At 45.6% G+C, this 18,888-nt stretch carries 12 protein-coding genes; 6 read left to right on the top strand and 6 right to left on the bottom strand.

What is annotated here, in order from left to right; all coding sequences use genetic code 11:
• Positions 1–11: 11 nt before the first annotated feature.
• Complete coding sequence (locus ED652_RS02180; protein WP_122053351.1) at positions 12–1,211, bottom strand: diaminopropionate ammonia-lyase; 1,200 nt, start codon at positions 1,209–1,211, stop codon at positions 12–14.
• Positions 1,212–1,571: 360 nt separating this feature from the next.
• The gene (locus tag ED652_RS02175) at positions 1,572–2,672 is read right to left on the bottom strand and encodes an alpha/beta hydrolase (protein ID WP_122053350.1); all 1,101 of its coding nucleotides are present in this window, start codon (positions 2,670–2,672) and stop codon (positions 1,572–1,574) included.
• A gap of 279 nt (positions 2,673–2,951) precedes the next feature.
• Between ED652_RS02175 and ED652_RS02170 the strand changes: the two genes are divergently transcribed.
• The 5 genes from ED652_RS02170 to ED652_RS02150 all read left to right on the top strand — a co-directional run bounded on the left by ED652_RS02170 (position 2,952) and on the right by ED652_RS02150 (position 10,070).
• On the top strand, positions 2,952–3,656 hold the full coding sequence (locus ED652_RS02170; RefSeq protein ID WP_122053349.1) for a response regulator: 705 nt from the start codon (positions 2,952–2,954) through the stop codon (positions 3,654–3,656).
• 36 nt (positions 3,657–3,692) lie between these two features.
• Positions 3,693–5,012, top strand: coding sequence for a cell wall metabolism sensor histidine kinase WalK (locus ED652_RS02165; RefSeq protein WP_122053348.1), 1,320 nt, complete (start codon positions 3,693–3,695; stop codon positions 5,010–5,012).
• Positions 5,013–5,147: 135 nt separating this feature from the next.
• Complete coding sequence (locus tag ED652_RS02160; protein WP_017065177.1) at positions 5,148–5,423, top strand: hypothetical protein; 276 nt, start codon at positions 5,148–5,150, stop codon at positions 5,421–5,423.
• Positions 5,424–6,015: 592 nt separating this feature from the next.
• Positions 6,016–8,370: a M4 family metallopeptidase gene (locus ED652_RS02155; protein ID WP_122053347.1), complete on the top strand. Its 2,355-nt coding sequence runs from the start codon at positions 6,016–6,018 to the stop codon at positions 8,368–8,370.
• Positions 8,371–8,513: 143 nt separating this feature from the next.
• Positions 8,514–10,070, top strand: coding sequence for a M28 family metallopeptidase (locus ED652_RS02150; RefSeq protein ID WP_122053346.1), 1,557 nt, complete (start codon positions 8,514–8,516; stop codon positions 10,068–10,070).
• Positions 10,071–10,238: 168 nt separating this feature from the next.
• Here the strand turns inward: ED652_RS02150 and lhgO are convergent, their stop codons facing one another.
• The 4 genes from lhgO to ED652_RS02130 all read right to left on the bottom strand — a co-directional run bounded on the left by lhgO (position 10,239) and on the right by ED652_RS02130 (position 16,546).
• Positions 10,239–11,453: an L-2-hydroxyglutarate oxidase gene (gene lhgO, locus ED652_RS02145; RefSeq protein WP_122053345.1), complete on the bottom strand. Its 1,215-nt coding sequence runs from the start codon at positions 11,451–11,453 to the stop codon at positions 10,239–10,241.
• A gap of 26 nt (positions 11,454–11,479) precedes the next feature.
• Positions 11,480–13,657 (bottom strand): TRAP transporter permease, encoded by a 2,178-nt coding sequence (locus ED652_RS02140; protein WP_122053344.1) that lies wholly within the window; start codon positions 13,655–13,657, stop codon positions 11,480–11,482.
• Positions 13,658–13,870: 213 nt separating this feature from the next.
• Complete coding sequence (locus ED652_RS02135) at positions 13,871–14,884, bottom strand: TAXI family TRAP transporter solute-binding subunit (RefSeq protein ID WP_076679301.1); 1,014 nt, start codon at positions 14,882–14,884, stop codon at positions 13,871–13,873.
• Positions 14,885–15,202: 318 nt separating this feature from the next.
• A complete protein-coding gene (locus tag ED652_RS02130) occupies positions 15,203–16,546 on the bottom strand; it encodes a sigma-54 dependent transcriptional regulator (RefSeq protein WP_122053343.1) in 1,344 nt (447 codons plus the stop codon).
• Positions 16,547–16,774: 228 nt separating this feature from the next.
• Between ED652_RS02130 and ED652_RS02125 the strand changes: the two genes are divergently transcribed.
• Positions 16,775–18,838 (top strand): ATP-binding protein, encoded by a 2,064-nt coding sequence (locus tag ED652_RS02125; protein ID WP_122053342.1) that lies wholly within the window; start codon positions 16,775–16,777, stop codon positions 18,836–18,838.
• Positions 18,839–18,888: the final 50 nt, after the last annotated feature.

Below are 18,888 nucleotides of genomic sequence, written 5' to 3'. Positions count from 1 at the left end.
ACTTCTAGTTATTAGATTTTATTGTCGATGATCTGTTGATAGAGATCCGGGTCAGTTGCCCCTTCAGTGCCAATCACTAGCACTCGGCTGTCTTGAGTCAAATTCAGTTTTTCAGCGTATTGGGGGTCTTGCTTAGCGATGATCGCCGCAGCAAATCCAGGAACGGCAGATTCCCCGCCTTCAATCGCGACTTCCGTTTGCTCGCCGCTTGCCAACATGCGCATCGCTTGCGGGATCGCCTCTTCACTCAACGTCATAAAGTCATCAGCGCCGTTTTGTAGAATCGTCCACGCCAAGCTTGAAACCTCACCACATGCGAGCCCTGCCATCAGCGTCTCTAGGTCGCCCGTAACCACGATAGGTTTACCTGCTTGAGCACTCTTCTGTAAGCAGTTAGCCTGCTCAGGTTCGACAATTACAAAGCGTGAACGATCAACGCCCCACAAATCCCAGAAGTAGCCGCAAACTGCTGAAGCTAGACCACCCACTCCCCCTTGCACAAAGACATGGGTTGGGATTTCACCATCTAATTGCTCGACAATTTCAGCCAACATCACGGTGTAACCCAAAGCAACGTCTTTAGGGATTTCCATGTAGCCTTCGTAAGAAGTGTCCGAAACAATCACGCGATTTTGCGCTTTAGCTTCTGAGTCGGCCAAACGAACAGACTCATCGTAGTTACCGGTAATGCGTACCACTTCTGCACCGAACGCTTCCATCGCTTGCTTGCGGCCTTCCGATACGTCACGGTGAATGTAGATAACACAACCACAACCAAACATTTGTGCGCCCCATGCGACGGAGCGACCATGGTTTCCGTCTGTCGCACAGCTGACAACGATTTCAGCAACTTCTGATTTCCACTCCCCGTTGAGCAGTTCACTGATGGTCGGGTTCTTCCCATAGCGATTGGCGATTTCAATCTGAAGCTGACGAGCAACGGCATACGCGCCGCCCAGTGCTTTAAAACTCTTTAGGCCAAAACGCTGCGATTCATCTTTGTACCAAAACTTGTTTACGCCGATCTCAGCAGAGATTGCATTCAGCTCATGCAAAGGAGTAACAGAGTAGCCTGGCCATTGAGAAATATCTTTAATCGCTTGTTGAGAGTTCGCAACACTTAAAATGTCACGCTGCTCACTCGAGTATTCCAATTCAGGGCGTGCTTGAGGGTTAGCGTAGTGTGTCAGAGTGCCTGCCAGTAACTGCATAAATGATCGTCCTTATTAGTCATTCACATGCTCCTTACATCGTTAGATTATAGAAACCTATCGGCGAGTAAGGCTGCGGATAATAAATTCTATCGACAAAAAAGTGCCGTGATTACACATTCTTATCACGCGATCTGCGGGAATTAATTGTTACATGAGTGTTAAATGAGGAATTTATTCACCATTCCGATGTGACAACCTAACCAATGAATTCTACCGATAGAAAAAAGTCCAATTCGAGCGATGGAACCACTAGCCTAACAACCCTGAACCAATGCAGAAACAACAGGCACAAAAAAAGGCCGATAATGACAGAGCCATCACCAACCTTTGCGGAGTCGTTATTGCTACTTTCTTTGACTACTCAATACGTGTAATGAAACCGTACTTATCAGAGTCTGCTTTAGTCATCCAGTGCTCACCAGCAGCAGGTGCAGAATCTAAAGTGAAGATATAGAAATCGATCCCTTTCTCTCCCATCACCTTTTGAAAATAGGTCGCTTGCCTACGATGACCCACGTCGGTGTATGGGAATTCTTTGGCCGTTTTATCCCCTTCAGCCCAACTATGCACACCCACCTGTTTATTCAGCTCAATGGCTTTGGTGGTATCCGCGCGTTGCAAAATACGTGGGGTGCCAGCAGCGAATAGATCCGTACCACCCGAGAAAACCGAACCCGTTGGAGTCACAACCGTCGTCATCTTGTTGTTATTGATCATACGCCCGGTGTACATGTTGATTTCGTCATCAGCACTGCCACCGATATGGTTAGTGAACTTCAACGTCATCTCACTACCTCGGTATAACTTCACGATATCAAAAAGCTGAGAATAAGTTGATGCGCCTAGAGTGGAAGTAATGCGCTCAACAGCGCCAGTCTCGTTGAGCACATCGCGGTAAAAAGCGTTGAAAGCAAACGATGTGGTGATGGTGACTTTATTACCATTTTTGGATTTACTCAGAATCGTCGAACCCAGGCTCGTCACGTATTGCGACAACTCGTTTTGGTATTCAAGCTTAACGGTAAGCTTTCTACCATTCGTTGTCGCTTGGATTAACGTCGTATCATTGCCAATTGAACGTTGAGCCGTACCACAATCAAACGAATCATAGTAGTTGCCTTCGCTGTAAATACCGCAGTCATCGACGCCTGCATCAGGAAGATACAGATCAACACTCTGACCTAAGCGACTTGCTAGCCTAACCACCTTTTGCTCATCACTGAGCTCTTCAGCAAACTGAATTGTTTCATATTGCACACCATCGTAATCAAGCTTCATTGACTCTTGAAGCTCTTCTCGCTCTTGATACAACTTGCCTAATTTCACTGATGAGAATACATAATCCGCCTTAGGTTTCACTTGCGCTTTAGTCGCTGCTTTACCCGAGTTAGAGCTTGAGTTACAGCCAGCTAAAAGAATCAAAGGTAATGCCAATAACGTTTTTCTATAGCTATTCATAAGGTAATTCCCAAAAATGTTTGATGGGAAAATTCTATTATTTAAAGGAGAAAACATCTGTCGTGCGAATGTATGAGAATGTATGTCTTTTTGAACATTGTTTTTTATTTTCGCACAAATTCAAAATCATCATTGAACTGGCGTGGAAAGTGTTTAATCATTCATGTCAGGTATTTTACGTAAATCATGCAAATTGGAGATGCCACAATAGCTAACCACTAGGTAAGGCTCCCTCACGTAATCTCAATAAATGAAACGCACGACAAGGCTGATAATGGAATGACAAAACCTAAAATGATCATCGTGGAAGACGATTTGAAACTTCAGAAAATGCTGCAAGACTACTTTGTCGCGCAGGACTTTGATGTCTCGACGCTAGATGATGGTAGTGATGCCATACAAACCATCCTTGCCGAGCAACCTGAAATCGTATTGTTGGATCTAATGCTTCCTGTAACTGATGGACTGACAATCTGCCGACAGACGCGAACGCTCTTTAAAGGTAAGATTTTAATGCTCACCGCCAGCGATGATGATTTCGACCACGTCGCAGGTTTAGAGACTGGGGCTGATGACTATGTCACCAAGCCAATTAAACCAAGAGTTTTGCTCGCAAGAGTTCGTTCATTATTGCGCCGCCAAGATACCAACACTGCTTCAATCGATGATTCAGACAACCTACAGTTTGATCAATTGGTGCTGAAAAACACCTATAAGAAATGTGAACTTTCAGGTGAGGTTTTATCACTCACAGACAGTGAGTTTGACCTACTTTGGTTATTGGCGAGTAACCCTGACACGCCGTTATCTCGCGACTATTTAACACAAACGTTGCGTGGTATTGAGTATGACGGGATTGATCGAACCATCGACAACAAAGTCGTGCGTCTAAGAAAAATACTGGGCGACGACCATGCGCCAGCAGAAAAAATTCAGACCATTCGCGGAAAAGGTTACTTGTTTGTGTCCACCGCTTGGCATTAACCTCGCTCACTATGAGCGTAATAAAAGAGAGCGATTATGCGACGTATCTATTTGGAGTCCCTATTAGGGCTTTTAGTTTGCTTTATGGCTGGCCTTGTCGCCTACGAGATCTGCGTCTATCAGCTCAATACCGACTACGAATATGTTCTACAAGATTATGAAGCGGCTGCCCACCAACAACTGATAGAAAACATCGCAAAAAATCAGGGCCTTGAAGCAGCTCATCAAGCAATAAACCAGTTTGTCGAGACCACTCGAAATAAGCTGGTGATTCTCAGTCCACAAGACGAAATACCAGGCCCCGTTTCAGAGTTCTTCACTACCAATCCGAATACCTTTATTTTTCACGATGATGAACGTGATCTATGGTTTCGCTTAGCAAGTAGTAACAACACCTATCACTATCTACCCAACAGTGAAGCGTTCGTTAGGCAACAAATAGAATTGGAGGATAACCTCATTTGGTTGTTCTTTTTAGCGAGCTTTATCCTGTATGGCTTATGTCATCTATTCGTTATCTTCCGCCGAGTAAAAAAGCTGGAATCTGCCACTCTGCGCTTTGCAGAAGGGGATCTCTCCACACGAGCCGAGACTTCAAGTGGTATTGCGATTGGTTCACTGAACAAATCTTTCAACCTGATGGCTGACCGAATTCACCGATTAGTTGAAAGTAATCGCTCACTCACCAATGCTGTCGCTCATGAACTGCGCACGCCAATATTCCGTATTCAGTGGCAAGCTGAAATGTTGAAAGACACCCAGCTAAACGCAGAGCAAGAGAGCACGATTGAGAGTATTGTCGAAGATACGGAAGAGATGGAAAAGATGGTCGATGAACTATTGTATTACGCCAAACTCGATAGTACTGACCTAGAAAACCTACAAAAGCCATTAGAGATTCGAGACTTTCTCGACCACGCAATGACGCGTTGGAACAAAGACACTCAGCTCAGCATCGACCTATCACTGCCAGATCAACCTAGCTCGATACTGGCGGATGAAACGCTACTCAACCGAGCACTCGATAACCTCGTTCGTAACGCAATGAAGTTCGCACGCTCGCAAGTGTCGATTGAAGCAAGCGTGCATCAAGACACGCTACAGATCGCAGTTCATGACGATGGAGATGGCGTGGCACAAGAACATCAAGCTCGCCTGTTCGAACCCTTTTACGTTGGCGACAAAGCGCGTAACAAAGCCAAAAGTGGCCATGGCTTAGGGTTGTCTATCGTCGAGAAGATCTGTGCTCAACACAACGCAACCGTAGAGGTTGGTCAAAGCCAAACTTTGAAGGGTGCGGTATTCACCATAACCATTCAGCTATGTAATGATTCAACTGACAAACCCATACAGTAACTACAAAACACCTCTGGAATAATGTTCAACATCGGTCGGGAGATGCTGTCTCCCATGAACTTATTGAATCTAGATAATCACGACACTGCCTTTGTGGCTTGCCATCTCGATTCCAATCATTCTTAGGGTATTTTTATGAAAAAGTTATTAGTTGTTTTAGGTATTGTTTCTCTAGCAGGTTGTTCAGGTATCAGCCACAACGAAGAAGTTTACACAGCGCACGCTGAGAGCTTCAACATTGTTGGTTTCCAAGTTCCTGGTAACACACAAGATCGTGCAATGGAATTAGTACCTGAAGGTGCAACTGTTGATACTATCCGTTCAACAAACTCTGATACAAGCTCTGTGCTAGGTATCATCAACCGTATTATCGGTATCGACTACGTTCAAGTTGGCGGTAAGAAACAATAATTCGTAAAAAACAATAGCTCGTTAGAAAGCAATAGCTCGTTAAAAAGCAGTAATTTGCTAAAGCTTGTGTGCCTTTACACGCTAGCCTGTACAAACTAAGTTCATCTAAGCCAGTGACCTCGTCACTGGCTTTTTTCATCCAGCCGTTTTTGTGCTCTGTGCCAAAGAAGTTCCTAGTTACCCTGCCCTGTTATAAGTAACAATTCGAAAAATAAGCCTAAAAACCTTCAATTTCTTATCAAAATGGCCCTTAAATTCGCTTAATTACCTCCCGCTTAAACTGACACGCCCAAATCGTTGATCCTTCTATCAGCCCAAAATCCGTTAATTGAGGCACAGATCAATTTACCCAGAAATCTTAATTTCCATAAAAAAATAACACTTAATAAAAGTGTCATGATTTTATAAATAAACCTATGACTGCGTTCAAAAATAAACAGAAACGATAACTATCTGTAAATACGAGAAATATAAGTTTCATGAATAAAAGAGATCATTGCCATGCTACTAATTAATCAGATCGAATGATGTAAATTCGTTGTGATAATTTTGTTACGTTTTCATGGATTTTACATGGAAAGAGAAAATAACAATGAAAATGAAAAAACGTTTAGTTGCCGTTGCTATAGCGAGTGCGATGTCTTTATCAGTACATGCAAGTGAATCAGTTAGCATCGATCAACCGATCAACTTTACTAGCTTTTCTGGGTTGAACACTCAGTTAGGCGTCAGTAACGCCTCTAGCTTTAAGATGGTAAAGGAAGTTAACCTCAAAAAGCGTGGCATCTACAAAGTTAAGATCCAACAAAACATCTGGGGAACGCCAGTATGGGGACATTACCTAAATGCCACCCAAAGTGTACAAGGTGGCGCACTTAAGTCTGTTCAAGGCAACTACCTTAAAACGACGACCCTAGAGCGATCTTTTGTTAAGCCATCGATCAACAGCTCTCAAGCGGTTGAGCTTGCGAGTAAAGATCTCAAGGTTCAGGGCTTAACCAGCAAATCTTTAGACAACGTCCAGCATGAACTGTTTATTTATCAAGGTTCAGGAAAACAAGGACATGACAAAACACGCCTAGTCTACGTTGTCTCTTACCTTGTCGAGGGTAGCGAACAGCCAACTCGACCATTCACCATGCTAGACGCTCACACCGGCGAAGTTATCGACCGTTGGGAAGGTATTGCTCACGCACAAATAGGTACAGGCCCGGGTGGTAACGAGAAAACAGGCATGTACGAGTACGGTACCGACTACCACTACCTTGATGTGGTAGAAAACGGCACAGAGTGTGTGATGGAATCGGAAAATGTCGTTACCGTTGACCTAAATGGCGCGACAGACGGCGACACCACTTATAGCTACGAATGTCCTCGTAACGAACATAAAGAAGTGAACGGAGCCTTCTCTCCACTCAACGATGCGCACTACTTCGGTAACATCGTGTTCGACATGTATAAGAACTGGTTCGACACAGCGCCGCTCTCTTTCAAACTCATGATGCGTGTTCACTACGGTAACAACTACGAGAATGCATTCTGGGACGGCAAGGCAATGACCTTTGGCGATGGTGAAAGCTTCTTCTACCCACTTGTAAGCCTAGATGTGTCAGCACACGAAGTGAGCCACGGTTTCACTGAGCAAAACTCAGGTTTGGTTTACGCAAACCAATCCGGTGGTATGAACGAAGCTTTCTCTGATATGGCAGGTGAAGCGGCAGAATACTACATGAAAGGTACCAACGACTGGATGGTCGGCCGTAATATATTTAAAGGCGACGGGGCTCTGCGTTACATGGACGATCCATCACGCGATGGTTCTTCAATCAATAATGCATCCGAGTACTACGATGGCTTGAATGTTCACTACAGCTCTGGTGTGTTTAACAAGGCCTTCTACCATCTTGCAACCACGCAAGGCTGGGATACTAAAAAAGCGTTCGAGCTTTTCGTGCTATCTAACCAAATTTACTGGTCGGAAAACAGTGACTTCTGGCAGGGTGCTTGTGGCGTGAAAAACTCAGCAAACGACCTTGGCTACAATGCCGAAGATGTGGTTTCTGCGTTTAACTTAGTGGGTGTTACCCCATGTGCCGAGCCACCACTGCCGCCAGAACCGGAATATCAACGCCTTGAAAACGGTGTTGAAGCCGCAGTTGTTGGTGAAACCAGCTCAAAAACTTACTTCGATATCGAAGTACCAGAAGGCCAAGACAAACTGACGATTGATCTTGCTGTCTCTACGGGTGATCCAGATATGTATGTCGGCCTAGATTATACGCCAAGCTCTCAAGAGAATATCTGTGAGAGTGAAAGCGTAACCGATGAAGTGTGTGTGATTGAAAACCCAACAGCCGGTCGCTACACAGTGAACGTTCTGGGTTACTCAGATTACGCAGGTGCAAACCTGAAAGCATCGTACGAATCAGGCAATGCTAACGTACCGCCAGTTTCTTCTTTCGAACACACGGTCGTAGGCAAAGAAGTAGAGCTGCGTAGCACAAGTTCGGACAGCGATGGCCAGATCGTTTCTTACCAATGGAACCTAGGCGATGGCAACACGCAAACTGGTGAAGTGACTCGTTATACCTACGCTGAAGCTGGCGACTACGTGGTGACTCTAACCGTGACTGACGATGCAGGCGTTGCAACATCGACAAGCAAGTCGATCACGATTGAAGGTGACTCAGCAGAAGGCTTCCCGCTAAAACTGAAGTTTGGTAACAAAAACCCGAACGGTAAGGCTCGCGTTAAGCTGGCATGGGATTACGACACCAATGACTACTTCGTGATTAAGCGTAATGGCAAGAATGTTGGTGCTACAGACTTTAACTCATACGTCGACAAGTTCCGTCACAACGGCACAGTGGATGTGGAGTACCAAGTGTGTACCTCAAGCGATATCTGTTCAGAAACCAAGCACTACCGTTTCATTAAAACACAATAATCGATAGTAAATTCAGGGCTCCGAAAGGGGCCCTTTTCGCGGTTATCTGTTCAGAAAATGAAACATCTACACAAAAACATCCACGTATTACACAAAAATCACCTCCATCAACATAACAATACTCACCATAAAAAGGACGACAAATGGCTATTCAAAAAAGCATGCTAGCTTTGGCTGTACTCGGAGGCTCTTTAGCCTTAATCAACAGTACTTCGGCTTACGCATCCCTAGGCATCACACCACCAGCGAACGAAGAAGTCTGGATCACCACCGATGCTGACGCACAGCATATAATGACTCAACATGGCGCAACGGTTTATCCAAGCGTGACTGGGAACAAGCATTCCATCGTAGCTAAAATCAACCAGAAAGAGCTGGCGAAACTATCCAGCCACATGCATGAAGAAACTCACCGTTGTGGTGGCTACATGGTGCACGAAGACAAAGCAAGTGCACTCAAAGCCGCAGCGATGCCACTGACAATGAACACCTTCGAAAAACCGGTGATCAGCCATCAAGACACAGTGAACGATCTGCTATCTCAGGTCGAGCCGAACAACATGGTCACGACTATTGAAAACCTAACCAACTTCACCAACCGTTTTTATACTACTTCTACTGGTGTCGCTGCTTCAGATTGGCTTTTAGAGCGTTGGGAAACAGAAATTAAGGATGTGCCGTATGCGTCTGCACGCCAGATCACGCATGCCGAATACCCACAGAAATCCGTTGAAGTGACACTGCTTGGCGCTAAATATCCTGAAGAGATCGTCGTAGTTGGTGGACACCTTGATTCGACCGTTGGATCTTGGACAAGCGAAGGCACCATCTCACCGGGAGCCGATGATGATGCGTCTGGTATTGCAACGGTAACAGAGTCGCTTCGCCTGATGATCGCCAGTGGTATTCAACCAGACAAAACCATTAAGTTCTATGGTTATGCTGCAGAAGAAGTTGGGCTACGTGGCTCACAAGATGTCGCCAACGCATTACGAGATGAGCAAGCAAACGTCGTGTCGGTACTGCAATTAGACATGACCAACTACAACGGTTCGGCGCATGATATCACCTTCATTACAGACTATACCGACAGTAACCTCACCGCCTACCTCAGCGAGCTGATAGACACTTACGCTAGCGACATCAGTTACGGTTTCGATGATTGCGGCTATGCCTGTTCTGACCACGCCTCTTGGCACAATGTTGGCTACCCAGCCGCCATGCCATTCGAGAGCATGTTCAACGACTACAACCCACATATTCACACTCAGCACGATACTTTGGAAAACTCAGATCCAACCGCAACACACGCGACCAAGTTCGCCAAACTTGCGATTGCTTACCTTGTCGAAACCAGCCTTGATTCACCCGTTGCAGGCCCTAAAGAGCTGCAAAATGGCGTGCCTGTTGAAGGACTTACTGCAGGGTATGGTGAAGAACAGTTCTTCACATTTACGACTCAAAGTGTAGGTCAGTTAACGGTAACATTAACCGGCCCTCGAAGTGGCGATGCCGACCTTTACGTGAAACACAACGGTACCGTATCGAAAGCGAGCTACGATTGCCGTCCATACCAGAACAGCAGCAACGAACAGTGTGTATTGAACAAGCCAGCGGGTGAATTCAACATCATGGTGCGCGGTTATCGCAACTTTAACGATGTCACTATCGTCGCTAACTTTGTCCCTGATTGGCTGTAAGATTAGTTAATTAACTAACAGTTAAACCGAGTAAACACGGCTAAAACTAAAAATCCGCAAGCCCACGATCATAAATAGATTGGAGCTTGCGGATTTTTTATTGTCTACGTTCTTCACTTGCTATGAAAAGCCCTGTTCGAACAAACAAGCCATTAGTTCAATTAACAGTTAAGACGTTTTTTTCATCACCTTGCCACAAATATACTCACCAATCGGCATTGCGGAAGTCGCTGCTGGCGATGGTGCATTGCACACATGCAAGCTTCTTGGGCTTTCGGCAAACAGAAAATCATGTACCAAAGTGCCATCTTTGAGCACCGCTTGAGCACGAATGCCTGCTGGGTAAGGTTTGAAATCTGATACCGTAATGCTCGGGCAATATTTGTTCACTAACTTTAGATAGCCCGGTTTCCACCACGAGTTCTTAAACTCGACCAAACCGGTCTTTAGATTATTCGCAGTCACTTTCCAAAAGCCCGCAAAGCTCAGCATCTGCCAAGTGTCCTTGAAACTAAAGTTAAGCTTGCCATAACCTTCTCTCTTCCAGCCTTGAACCGCATTTGGCCCTACCGTCACCGAGCCATCAATCATGCGTGTTAAATGCACGCCCAAGAAAGGCAGTTCTGGGTCAGGGATCGGATAGATAAGGTGATTCACCACTTGGTTGTGCTTAGCGTCCAACTGATAATATTCGCCGCGATAAGGGACGATTTGGAAGTCGGTTTCAATGCCAAGCATGCTGGTCATTCTGTCGGCCATCAAACCAGAACAAGTGATCAAGAACCGACTGTTCAGTTGAAGAGTCTGACCATCGACCTTACACGTTAGCTGCACCTCGCCTTCTAGTTCATCAGCCATGATCACTTCTGTGCCGAGGCTTAGCTTGCCACCCGCTTCAACAAACTCTTGAGCCATCACTTCGGTGACTTTTTTGTAATCGACGATGCTAGTGGTTTTGACATAAATCGCACCCAAACCGGTGATATTTGGCTCCGCAAGTTTCAGTTGCGCTTGATCCAAGAGATCGACATCAATGTCGTTATCATGACAACGCTGATAGAGCGCATTCATTCGCTCGACTTCTTGTTCATTGGTCGCAACCAACAACTTGCCACAATTCTCAACGGGGATATCGTGCTGACGACAAAAGGTGATGGTGCGTTCTACGCCACGCTTACAGAAATCCGCCTTTAAACTGCCCGAAGCGTAATAAACGCCAGCATGAATCACACCACTGTTATGCCCCGTTTGGTGCTGCGCGAAGCCACGCTCCTTTTCGACTAAAAGGATACTTTTATCAGGGTGAGCTTGCTGTAATTGCCATGCCGTCGACACACCAACAATGCCACCACCAACGATAATATAGTCGTATGTTGAGTTCATAATATTCCTACATTCAATCCTTTTAATTATAGGGAGGACGCGAGAGTGTTAGACCCGGTTTGAGGTAACTTTTGTTCCTCACTTTTGGATTCCTTTTCCACTTGATTAGCATCGTATTTACGACCGCTGTAGATGAAGATGCCAACAAAAATAGCGACACATACCAAGCGGATCACGACTGAAACATCAGGCCATACTAAAGCTGCCCCTACTGCTACTAACACTACTCGAGTAATGACATTAATTTCGCTCTCTAGATAACCCTCAATCGCCGCGATAAACGCGTAAGTACCAATAATAGCAAAGCCACCCGTGACTAAAACGGAGGTCACATCCCAACTCACCAAGTTAGTGTAAGCAATCAACAACGGCACTAGGTATAAGCCTTTGGCTATCTTCCATGCCATTAAGCCCGTTCTCATTGGTGGTGTTTTTGCGATAGTCGCTGCCGCAAACGCGGTTAAACAAACTGGCGGTGTCACGTTGCTGTCTTGCGACAACCAGAAAATAATTAAGTGAGCCGAAAGCAATGCAAGGCTGATCGCTTCTAAGCCAAGACTTTGCTCAAGCAGAGTTTCCACAAAATCAGCGGGAACCAGAGCAATCATCTCTTTCGCCGTTTCCAGCGCCATCGGTGCATTCAATAAATCAAGCTTATCTGGCGCAGCCAACATGAAGATGGCTTTAGCTTGTTCAGGAAGCTGACCTGACACCAACAAGTCGAGCAACTGACTTTCAGCAATCAATTTATACAAGGCAGGAGCAGACAATGTACCCAACACGATATAAGCCGCCGTCACTGGTAAGCCCATACCAAGAATCAAAGACGCCAACGCGATCAACGCGATCATCACTAGCAACTCGCCATTCGCCCAGCTGTTGATCATTAAAGAGAAGGTGTTACCAATTCCCGTGGTACTGATGACATTGACGACTAACCCAATGCCCACCAACAACACCGCCGTGGTCGCCATGTTTTTAGCGCCTTGAGAAAGCGCTTCAATGATCGCCTTTGGACCCATTTTGTGATTTTTAGAAAACCATGATGCCACCACCACAGAAAGAATCGAGATACCCGCAGCGTAAGTCGGCGTAAAGCCCTTCACCAACAAAGTCACTAACACGGCCAGTGGGATCAGGTTGTGCCAACCCGACAGCAATACCTTTAACAAAGGTTCACAGCCAGAAGTCACCTTTTGTACTCCACTGCGCTTCGCTTCAATACGCACGAAAAAGGCCACAGACAAAAAGTAGATAAGCGCAGGAACGAAGGAAACCGCAATAATATCGACATAAGGAATTTGCGTGTAAGACGCCATGATAAACGCGCCCGCACCCATCACAGGTGGCATCAGCTGCCCGCCAGTAGACGCAGCCGCTTCAACACCCGCTGCGAAACGCGAAGGGAAGCCCGCCTTTTGCATCAAAGGAATACTGATTACGCCCGTCGATACGGTATTTGCTACACTCGAGCCGGAGACCGAGCCCATCAAGCCAGAGCCAATCACGGCAATGAAACCGGGGCCGCCAATCACCTTGCCAGCGGCGGCGCGAGACACATCAATAATGAAATCACCCACCCCCGAACGCACTAAGAATGCGCCAAATAGGATGAACATGAACACGAAGGTCCAACTGATTCTTGAGATCGAACCGAACATACCTTCTGATGAGTAAAAGCTTCGATAAAGCAATGTTTCAAGGCTCAGGCCTGGAAAGTGAAAGATACCGCTGGTCCATTGTCCCCAAAGTACCACATAGCTCAAACACACCAAGATAAGTACCGGAATGAACCAACCCATGGTGCGGCGAATCAACTCAATAACGATGGCAATCGCCAAGATAGAAAAGAACCAATCACTGGCGATGAACTTCACGCCTCGCTCATAAAGAGCGTCTTCCGCAAAGGGAATATAGATAAGACAAGCCAGAGCAGCGAGGGCAATACCGATATCAACGGCTAAGGCGATTTTGCTATTTTTAAGTGAAATGTGGGCGGGATACCAAAGCGCGCATATAATCGCGAAGCCAGCAAAATGGGTCGCCGAAACCCAAAGTTCCGGTAAGGTAGATAAGGTGTTAAACCAAATGTGTAATAAAGAGAGAATCACGCCCATTGTTGTTATCGCTTTACCCACCCACGGGAAATCCGTCCGGGTCGGTAATTCAAATTTTTTCAGTTCCTGCTGCAGCGAATCGCTCATAGAAAACTCCTGCTCTCCACAGCCAAACGCGCAGAGAAAATCCATAAAGTAAGGTGGTGCGTTTTCACTTCAAATAATCAAACGAATCGGAAACGGTCAAATCAGAAAAAATAGCCGAAACAGATGAAAACGCACCAAGCAATTAATTAACGTGAATGTTCAGTTCACGCCCAATAGCGAGTTAAAGATAAATGGCTAATCAAAGACAAAGGGTTAGTCGACGATCAACTCAGAAGGGATTTCGATACCCGCTTCTTTATAGTAACGAGCAGCACCTGGGTGAAGCGGAACAGGAAGACCTGCGATCCCTTTCTCAAGTGCCATTGCTTTGGTTGCTTTATGAATACCTTGTAGGAAAGGTAGGTTTTCATAGATAGCTTTGGTTAGTTGGTACACATCTTCTTCAGAGATGTCTTCACGAACCGCTAGGAAGTTAGGTTGGGCGATGGTGGTGATCGGCTTATCAACACCAGGGTAAGTGTTTGCTGGGATCTCATATTTAGTCCAAATATTGTAATCACCATTGGCTTGTTTGATCTGCGCGTCGGTAAACGACAAGATTTGAATATCTTCACCCAGCGCTGCAAAGGCTTGAGTCACCGCGCCAACAGGCACGCCAGCGGGTGTGTTCATGCCATCAATGGTGCCATTTTGTAATGCACTCGCACTGCCGCCGTAACCCATAAAGGCGAGTTTAAATTGTTCTGGGTCTACCGACAGGCCTTGCATGATCTGACGACCTGAGTTTTCAGTACCTGAGTTTTTCTTACCGATAGAGAATTTCTTACCGTTTAAGTTCTCTAAATCGCTCACCGTACCTGTTGTCGCTAAGTCAGAGCGCACAATGAAGTGTTCTACGTTTTGCCATAACATGGACACCGAGCGAAGCTGAGTTTGTTGACCTGACTTTTCATATGGACCAAGCCCTTGCCACGCCCACGCACCATACAAACCTTGTAAAATAGCAAACTGTGCTTCGTTCTCGTTCAACAACTTTACGTTCTCACCTGAGCCCGCAGAGCTAATAGCCGCCAAAGAAAAGTGCTGCTTGGGCGCAAGCTTAACTTTACTCAATGTCGCTAGAGCAACCCCCACAGGATAGTAAGTCCCACCCGTTGAGGCCGTCGCTAGAATGTAGCTGCGATCTTCTTGCGCAGAGGCGTTGCTGATAAGGCCCATAGAGGCCATTGCGATCGCTAAAGTTTTAACTAGCTTGTTATATTTCATTGTTACTCTCCATGTAGAATTATTCACGTTATATTTTTGTTAACAACAATGACTAGATAGCAAGCACAATGCCAATTCATAAGAATCTGTTTTTATTGAAATTTATTTTAAAACCCACCAAAAGTAAGCGATTTTTTGCTTATTTGGCTACGAATGAATAAGCTATTTTTTGCTTATCCAACGCTGCAATTAGCCCCTGAATAAAGGTGGCCAAGTCACACCATGTTACATTTATGTGATCAATGTTTATAAAGTGATAAATACACAATGAGCCATTTATTGCTCATCAATATCCAATAAACACAACGGTCAAACCGCTCATTGAGCGTCAACATAGTCACTTCGGTTCAACGCATAGCGCACCATTTTTTGGTTCAATGTTCGACGGGGTAAATCCAAATCTTGCATCACATCATTAATGCGCCCCTGATAACGAACTAAGGCGTCATGAATGACTTTCCTTTCAAAGCTCTGCACCTGAACCGCCAATGGGATACCTGCCGTTGTGGATTCTGTGACAGAATTGGGACGACACGCCAAGATATCTCCAACCGTCAGGCTTTCATCCAATGCAAAACGAATCGCAATATTACGTAGTTCACGCACATTGCCCGGCCAGGCATACGACAACAAGGCATAACGATCGGCCTCACTGGCAACTCGGGTTTCACTGTTCGCTTCTTGAGTGAAGTGTTCGAAAAGGATCAAAGCATCGTCTTCTCGTTCACTAAGGGGAGGTAAATGCAGTTGGGCAACGTTCAAACGATAGAAAAGATCTTGGCGAAAATCGGGGTGATTCAGTAGATCGCTTTTCGAGGCAGAGACCACTCGCAGATCAACATGTTGTTGCTGATTACCACCCACGCGTTCTACGACATTATCTTGCAAGGTACGCAAAACTTTGACCTGCATCGATAGCGGCATGCTCTCTATTTCATCCAGAAACACGGTGCCCTTATCAGCAAATTCAAGCTTACCAATACGTCGTTTGGCCGCTCCAGTAAACGCCCCGGCTTCGTGCCCAAACAACTCACTTTCAAACAGGTTTTCTGGGATTGCACCACAGTTCAGCGGAACAAAAGGGTGACTTTTCCGCAGGCTAAATTCATGCAAACAAGAGGCAACGAGTTCCTTACCACAACCCGTTTCGCCATAAATGATCACATTGGTATCAATCGAGGCAACCTTTTGTATTTGCTCTCGCAGATCACACATCACTTTACTGCGGCCAATCAGAACTTGTTCAATGCCTTTCAGGTTATCCAGATAATTTTGACGACTGTTTCTGTCTTGGCCACTTTGATATTTGTCGACCGCTTCCGATACCGTTTGAGACAGACGTTCTGGATCGAATGGCTTTTCAATAAAATCATACGCCCCTTGCTGTAACGCTTTCACCGCCATATCGACATCACCGTGGCCGGTGATCAAGATAACTGGCACGTCTGGCACAACATTTTTAAAACACCCTAACAGCTCAAGCCCATCTATATCAGGTAAGCGCACATCAGTGATGATGGTATGAAAATCACCCCGCTCTACTGCGTTTAATGCATCTTGGCCAATCTCAAATGCGGTGACATCGAATCCCGCTAATTGTAACCATTGGCTGGTTGCTTGACGCACAATTGCATCATCTTCAATCAAAGCTATACGCTGCATAGTTTGGCTCCGCCACTTACCTCTGAATAATGTCGTCCACGGTATGTAAAAAATCCGCAGACGAAAAGGAGCTAGCTCCCACTTTAGATAACACTCCTTTAACAGTTTTGTGATGTTTGTTAGCTTCAACTTATCTCATTCGCCACTCGCTTAAAAACAAACAGATAACTTTCTCAAGCCATGAGTTTAAAAGGACAAGTCACTAATTTTAAAAGGATTTAATCAGAAATGATGAATAACAATCGGTATTGGTTGTTCCTATGTGCCTGTTTATTAATTGGTTTGGTTCAGGTCACCACCAAAAGCGGGATAAGCCAATGGAAGCTTGAGCAAGCCCAGCGCTATGCAGAACAACGCTTTCTTGGGTACATTGCTGAAGCAAGGCGCACTCTGAAACGTTTTTATTATTTGCCCTACCTCGTGACTAACGATGAAACCAGTGTCCGTTTTATCGATGGTGAAACTCGCCTCGAAAAGCACATTAAAAAGCAGCTGATTCAGTTAGACAAAGCCGCCAACACTAAGGGCTGGTACCTGCTTTCGGGTAAGGGTGATTTGCTGGTTTCTAGCGTTGAAAGAAGTAAGTTGAGCAAGAAGAACGCCGACACGATTGTGTCTAAGATCCACCAGCAAGGTGGTGCAATTTCAGTGGTCACCAAAAATAAAGGCGTTACACCCGACTACTTTATTGCAGCGCCCATTTACCGAGCATCCGATGTAGTGGGGATTGTTGCCGTACAAATCGATTTATCACTGCTGATCGATCAATGGTTTGCCGATGGTGAAGCAATACTGTTCCAAAACCCTCGAGACCAGTTCTTTCTTTCCAGTGATCACCGATTGAGTGCCGATTGGTTCAATGAAAATTTCACTTCACAACCGCTCACCACAAAGCGCGAACTGTACGATCAAACCCACATTCGAGTATGGCGACTAGAAAATAAAGATTACCTTATTCAGTCGATCAAGTTGGACGACCTCAATTGGCGTTTGACCTACCTAACGCCGTTAACCAGCCTCAACCAGGCCACTAACTGGATAAGTTGGAGCGTCGCGGTTGGCTGTCTTTTCATTCTGTTGCTGTTGGTGATTCTTTATCAAAGACGCCAGAAAAAACGCAGTAACCTGCGAATCCAAAAGCTTATCGAAGAGTCTGAAAAACGATTGTCTGGGATGATCAACAAGACACACGTTGGGTTAATACTGATCGATAAACATGGTCACATCCATGATATTAATCTGATGGCGAAAAACTACTTTTCCTTATCCGATTCGATGATCAATAACATCAAGGCATGGCAGTTATTTGAGGCGGGCAACCCGAACTCAACCACGTTGCAGTTACTCAAGAACTTAGAACAACACCAAGAGTTAGCTGAGGTAACCAGCGTCGAAACCATGGCAAGGCGCAGCGATGGCAGCTACTTTCCTGTGTTGTTTTCTATCAGTGCCTTTCCTTGGCATGCCACGACTTACTACCTGTGTACAGTGATCGATATCAGCAAGCGTAAGAAAGCCGAAATTGCGGTGCAAAACGCCAATAAAACGCTGCAACTACGGGTAGAGGAGCGAACACAAGATCTCAAAGATGCGCAGCAAGAACTGGTGGAATCGAGCAAGCTTGCCGCATTAGGACGTATGTCGAGTGCGATCACTCACGAACTCAATCAACCGCTTACTGGCCTAAAAACCCTACTTTCAAGTAATCAATTACTGATGGAAAGGGGTGAGACCAAGATGTTGAAAGCGAACATGGATCTCGTGATGAGCCTCATCGACCGAATGGCCAACATGACCAGTCAACTGAAGTCGTTCGCTTTTAAAAGGTTGGAAAGCCCCTACCCAGTGTCACTGACAGACGCACTGCAAGAAACCCTACGCATTCACCAAGCCGATCTAGAAAACGTCGATATTCGAGTACGAATAGCGTCCAATATTTCGATGGTGATGGGAGAAGAAGCACGACTTCGTCAAGTGCTTGGTAACCTAATCAGAAACGCTGTGGACGCTACGCAGAATCAAACACCCGCGACCATCATTATCAGCGCACACACCGATCAACAACGTGTGATCATCAAGGTGCAAGATAATGGCTGTGGCGTGTCAGAAGACCAACTCGAAACGATTTTTGAGCCGTTTCATACCAACAAAAAAATGGGCGAAGGTTTGGGTCTCGGCTTGGCTATCACAACAAACAATGTACGAGATATGCAAGGCTCCTTGATTGCGAAGAATAACCCAGACCAAGGCATGACATTCACGTTAACGCTACAGAATAGTGATAGTGAGTAATTGCTTACATAAAGCTTAGCCACCACGTTTATAGAGACGCTAAAACAAAA

The sequence above is a fragment of the Vibrio sp. Evd11 genome, from assembly GCF_900382755.1.
Taxonomy (GTDB): domain Bacteria; phylum Pseudomonadota; class Gammaproteobacteria; order Enterobacterales; family Vibrionaceae; genus Vibrio; species Vibrio lentus.
Note: the sequence above shows the minus strand (reverse complement) of the source record. Positions and strands in the feature narration are given on the sequence as shown.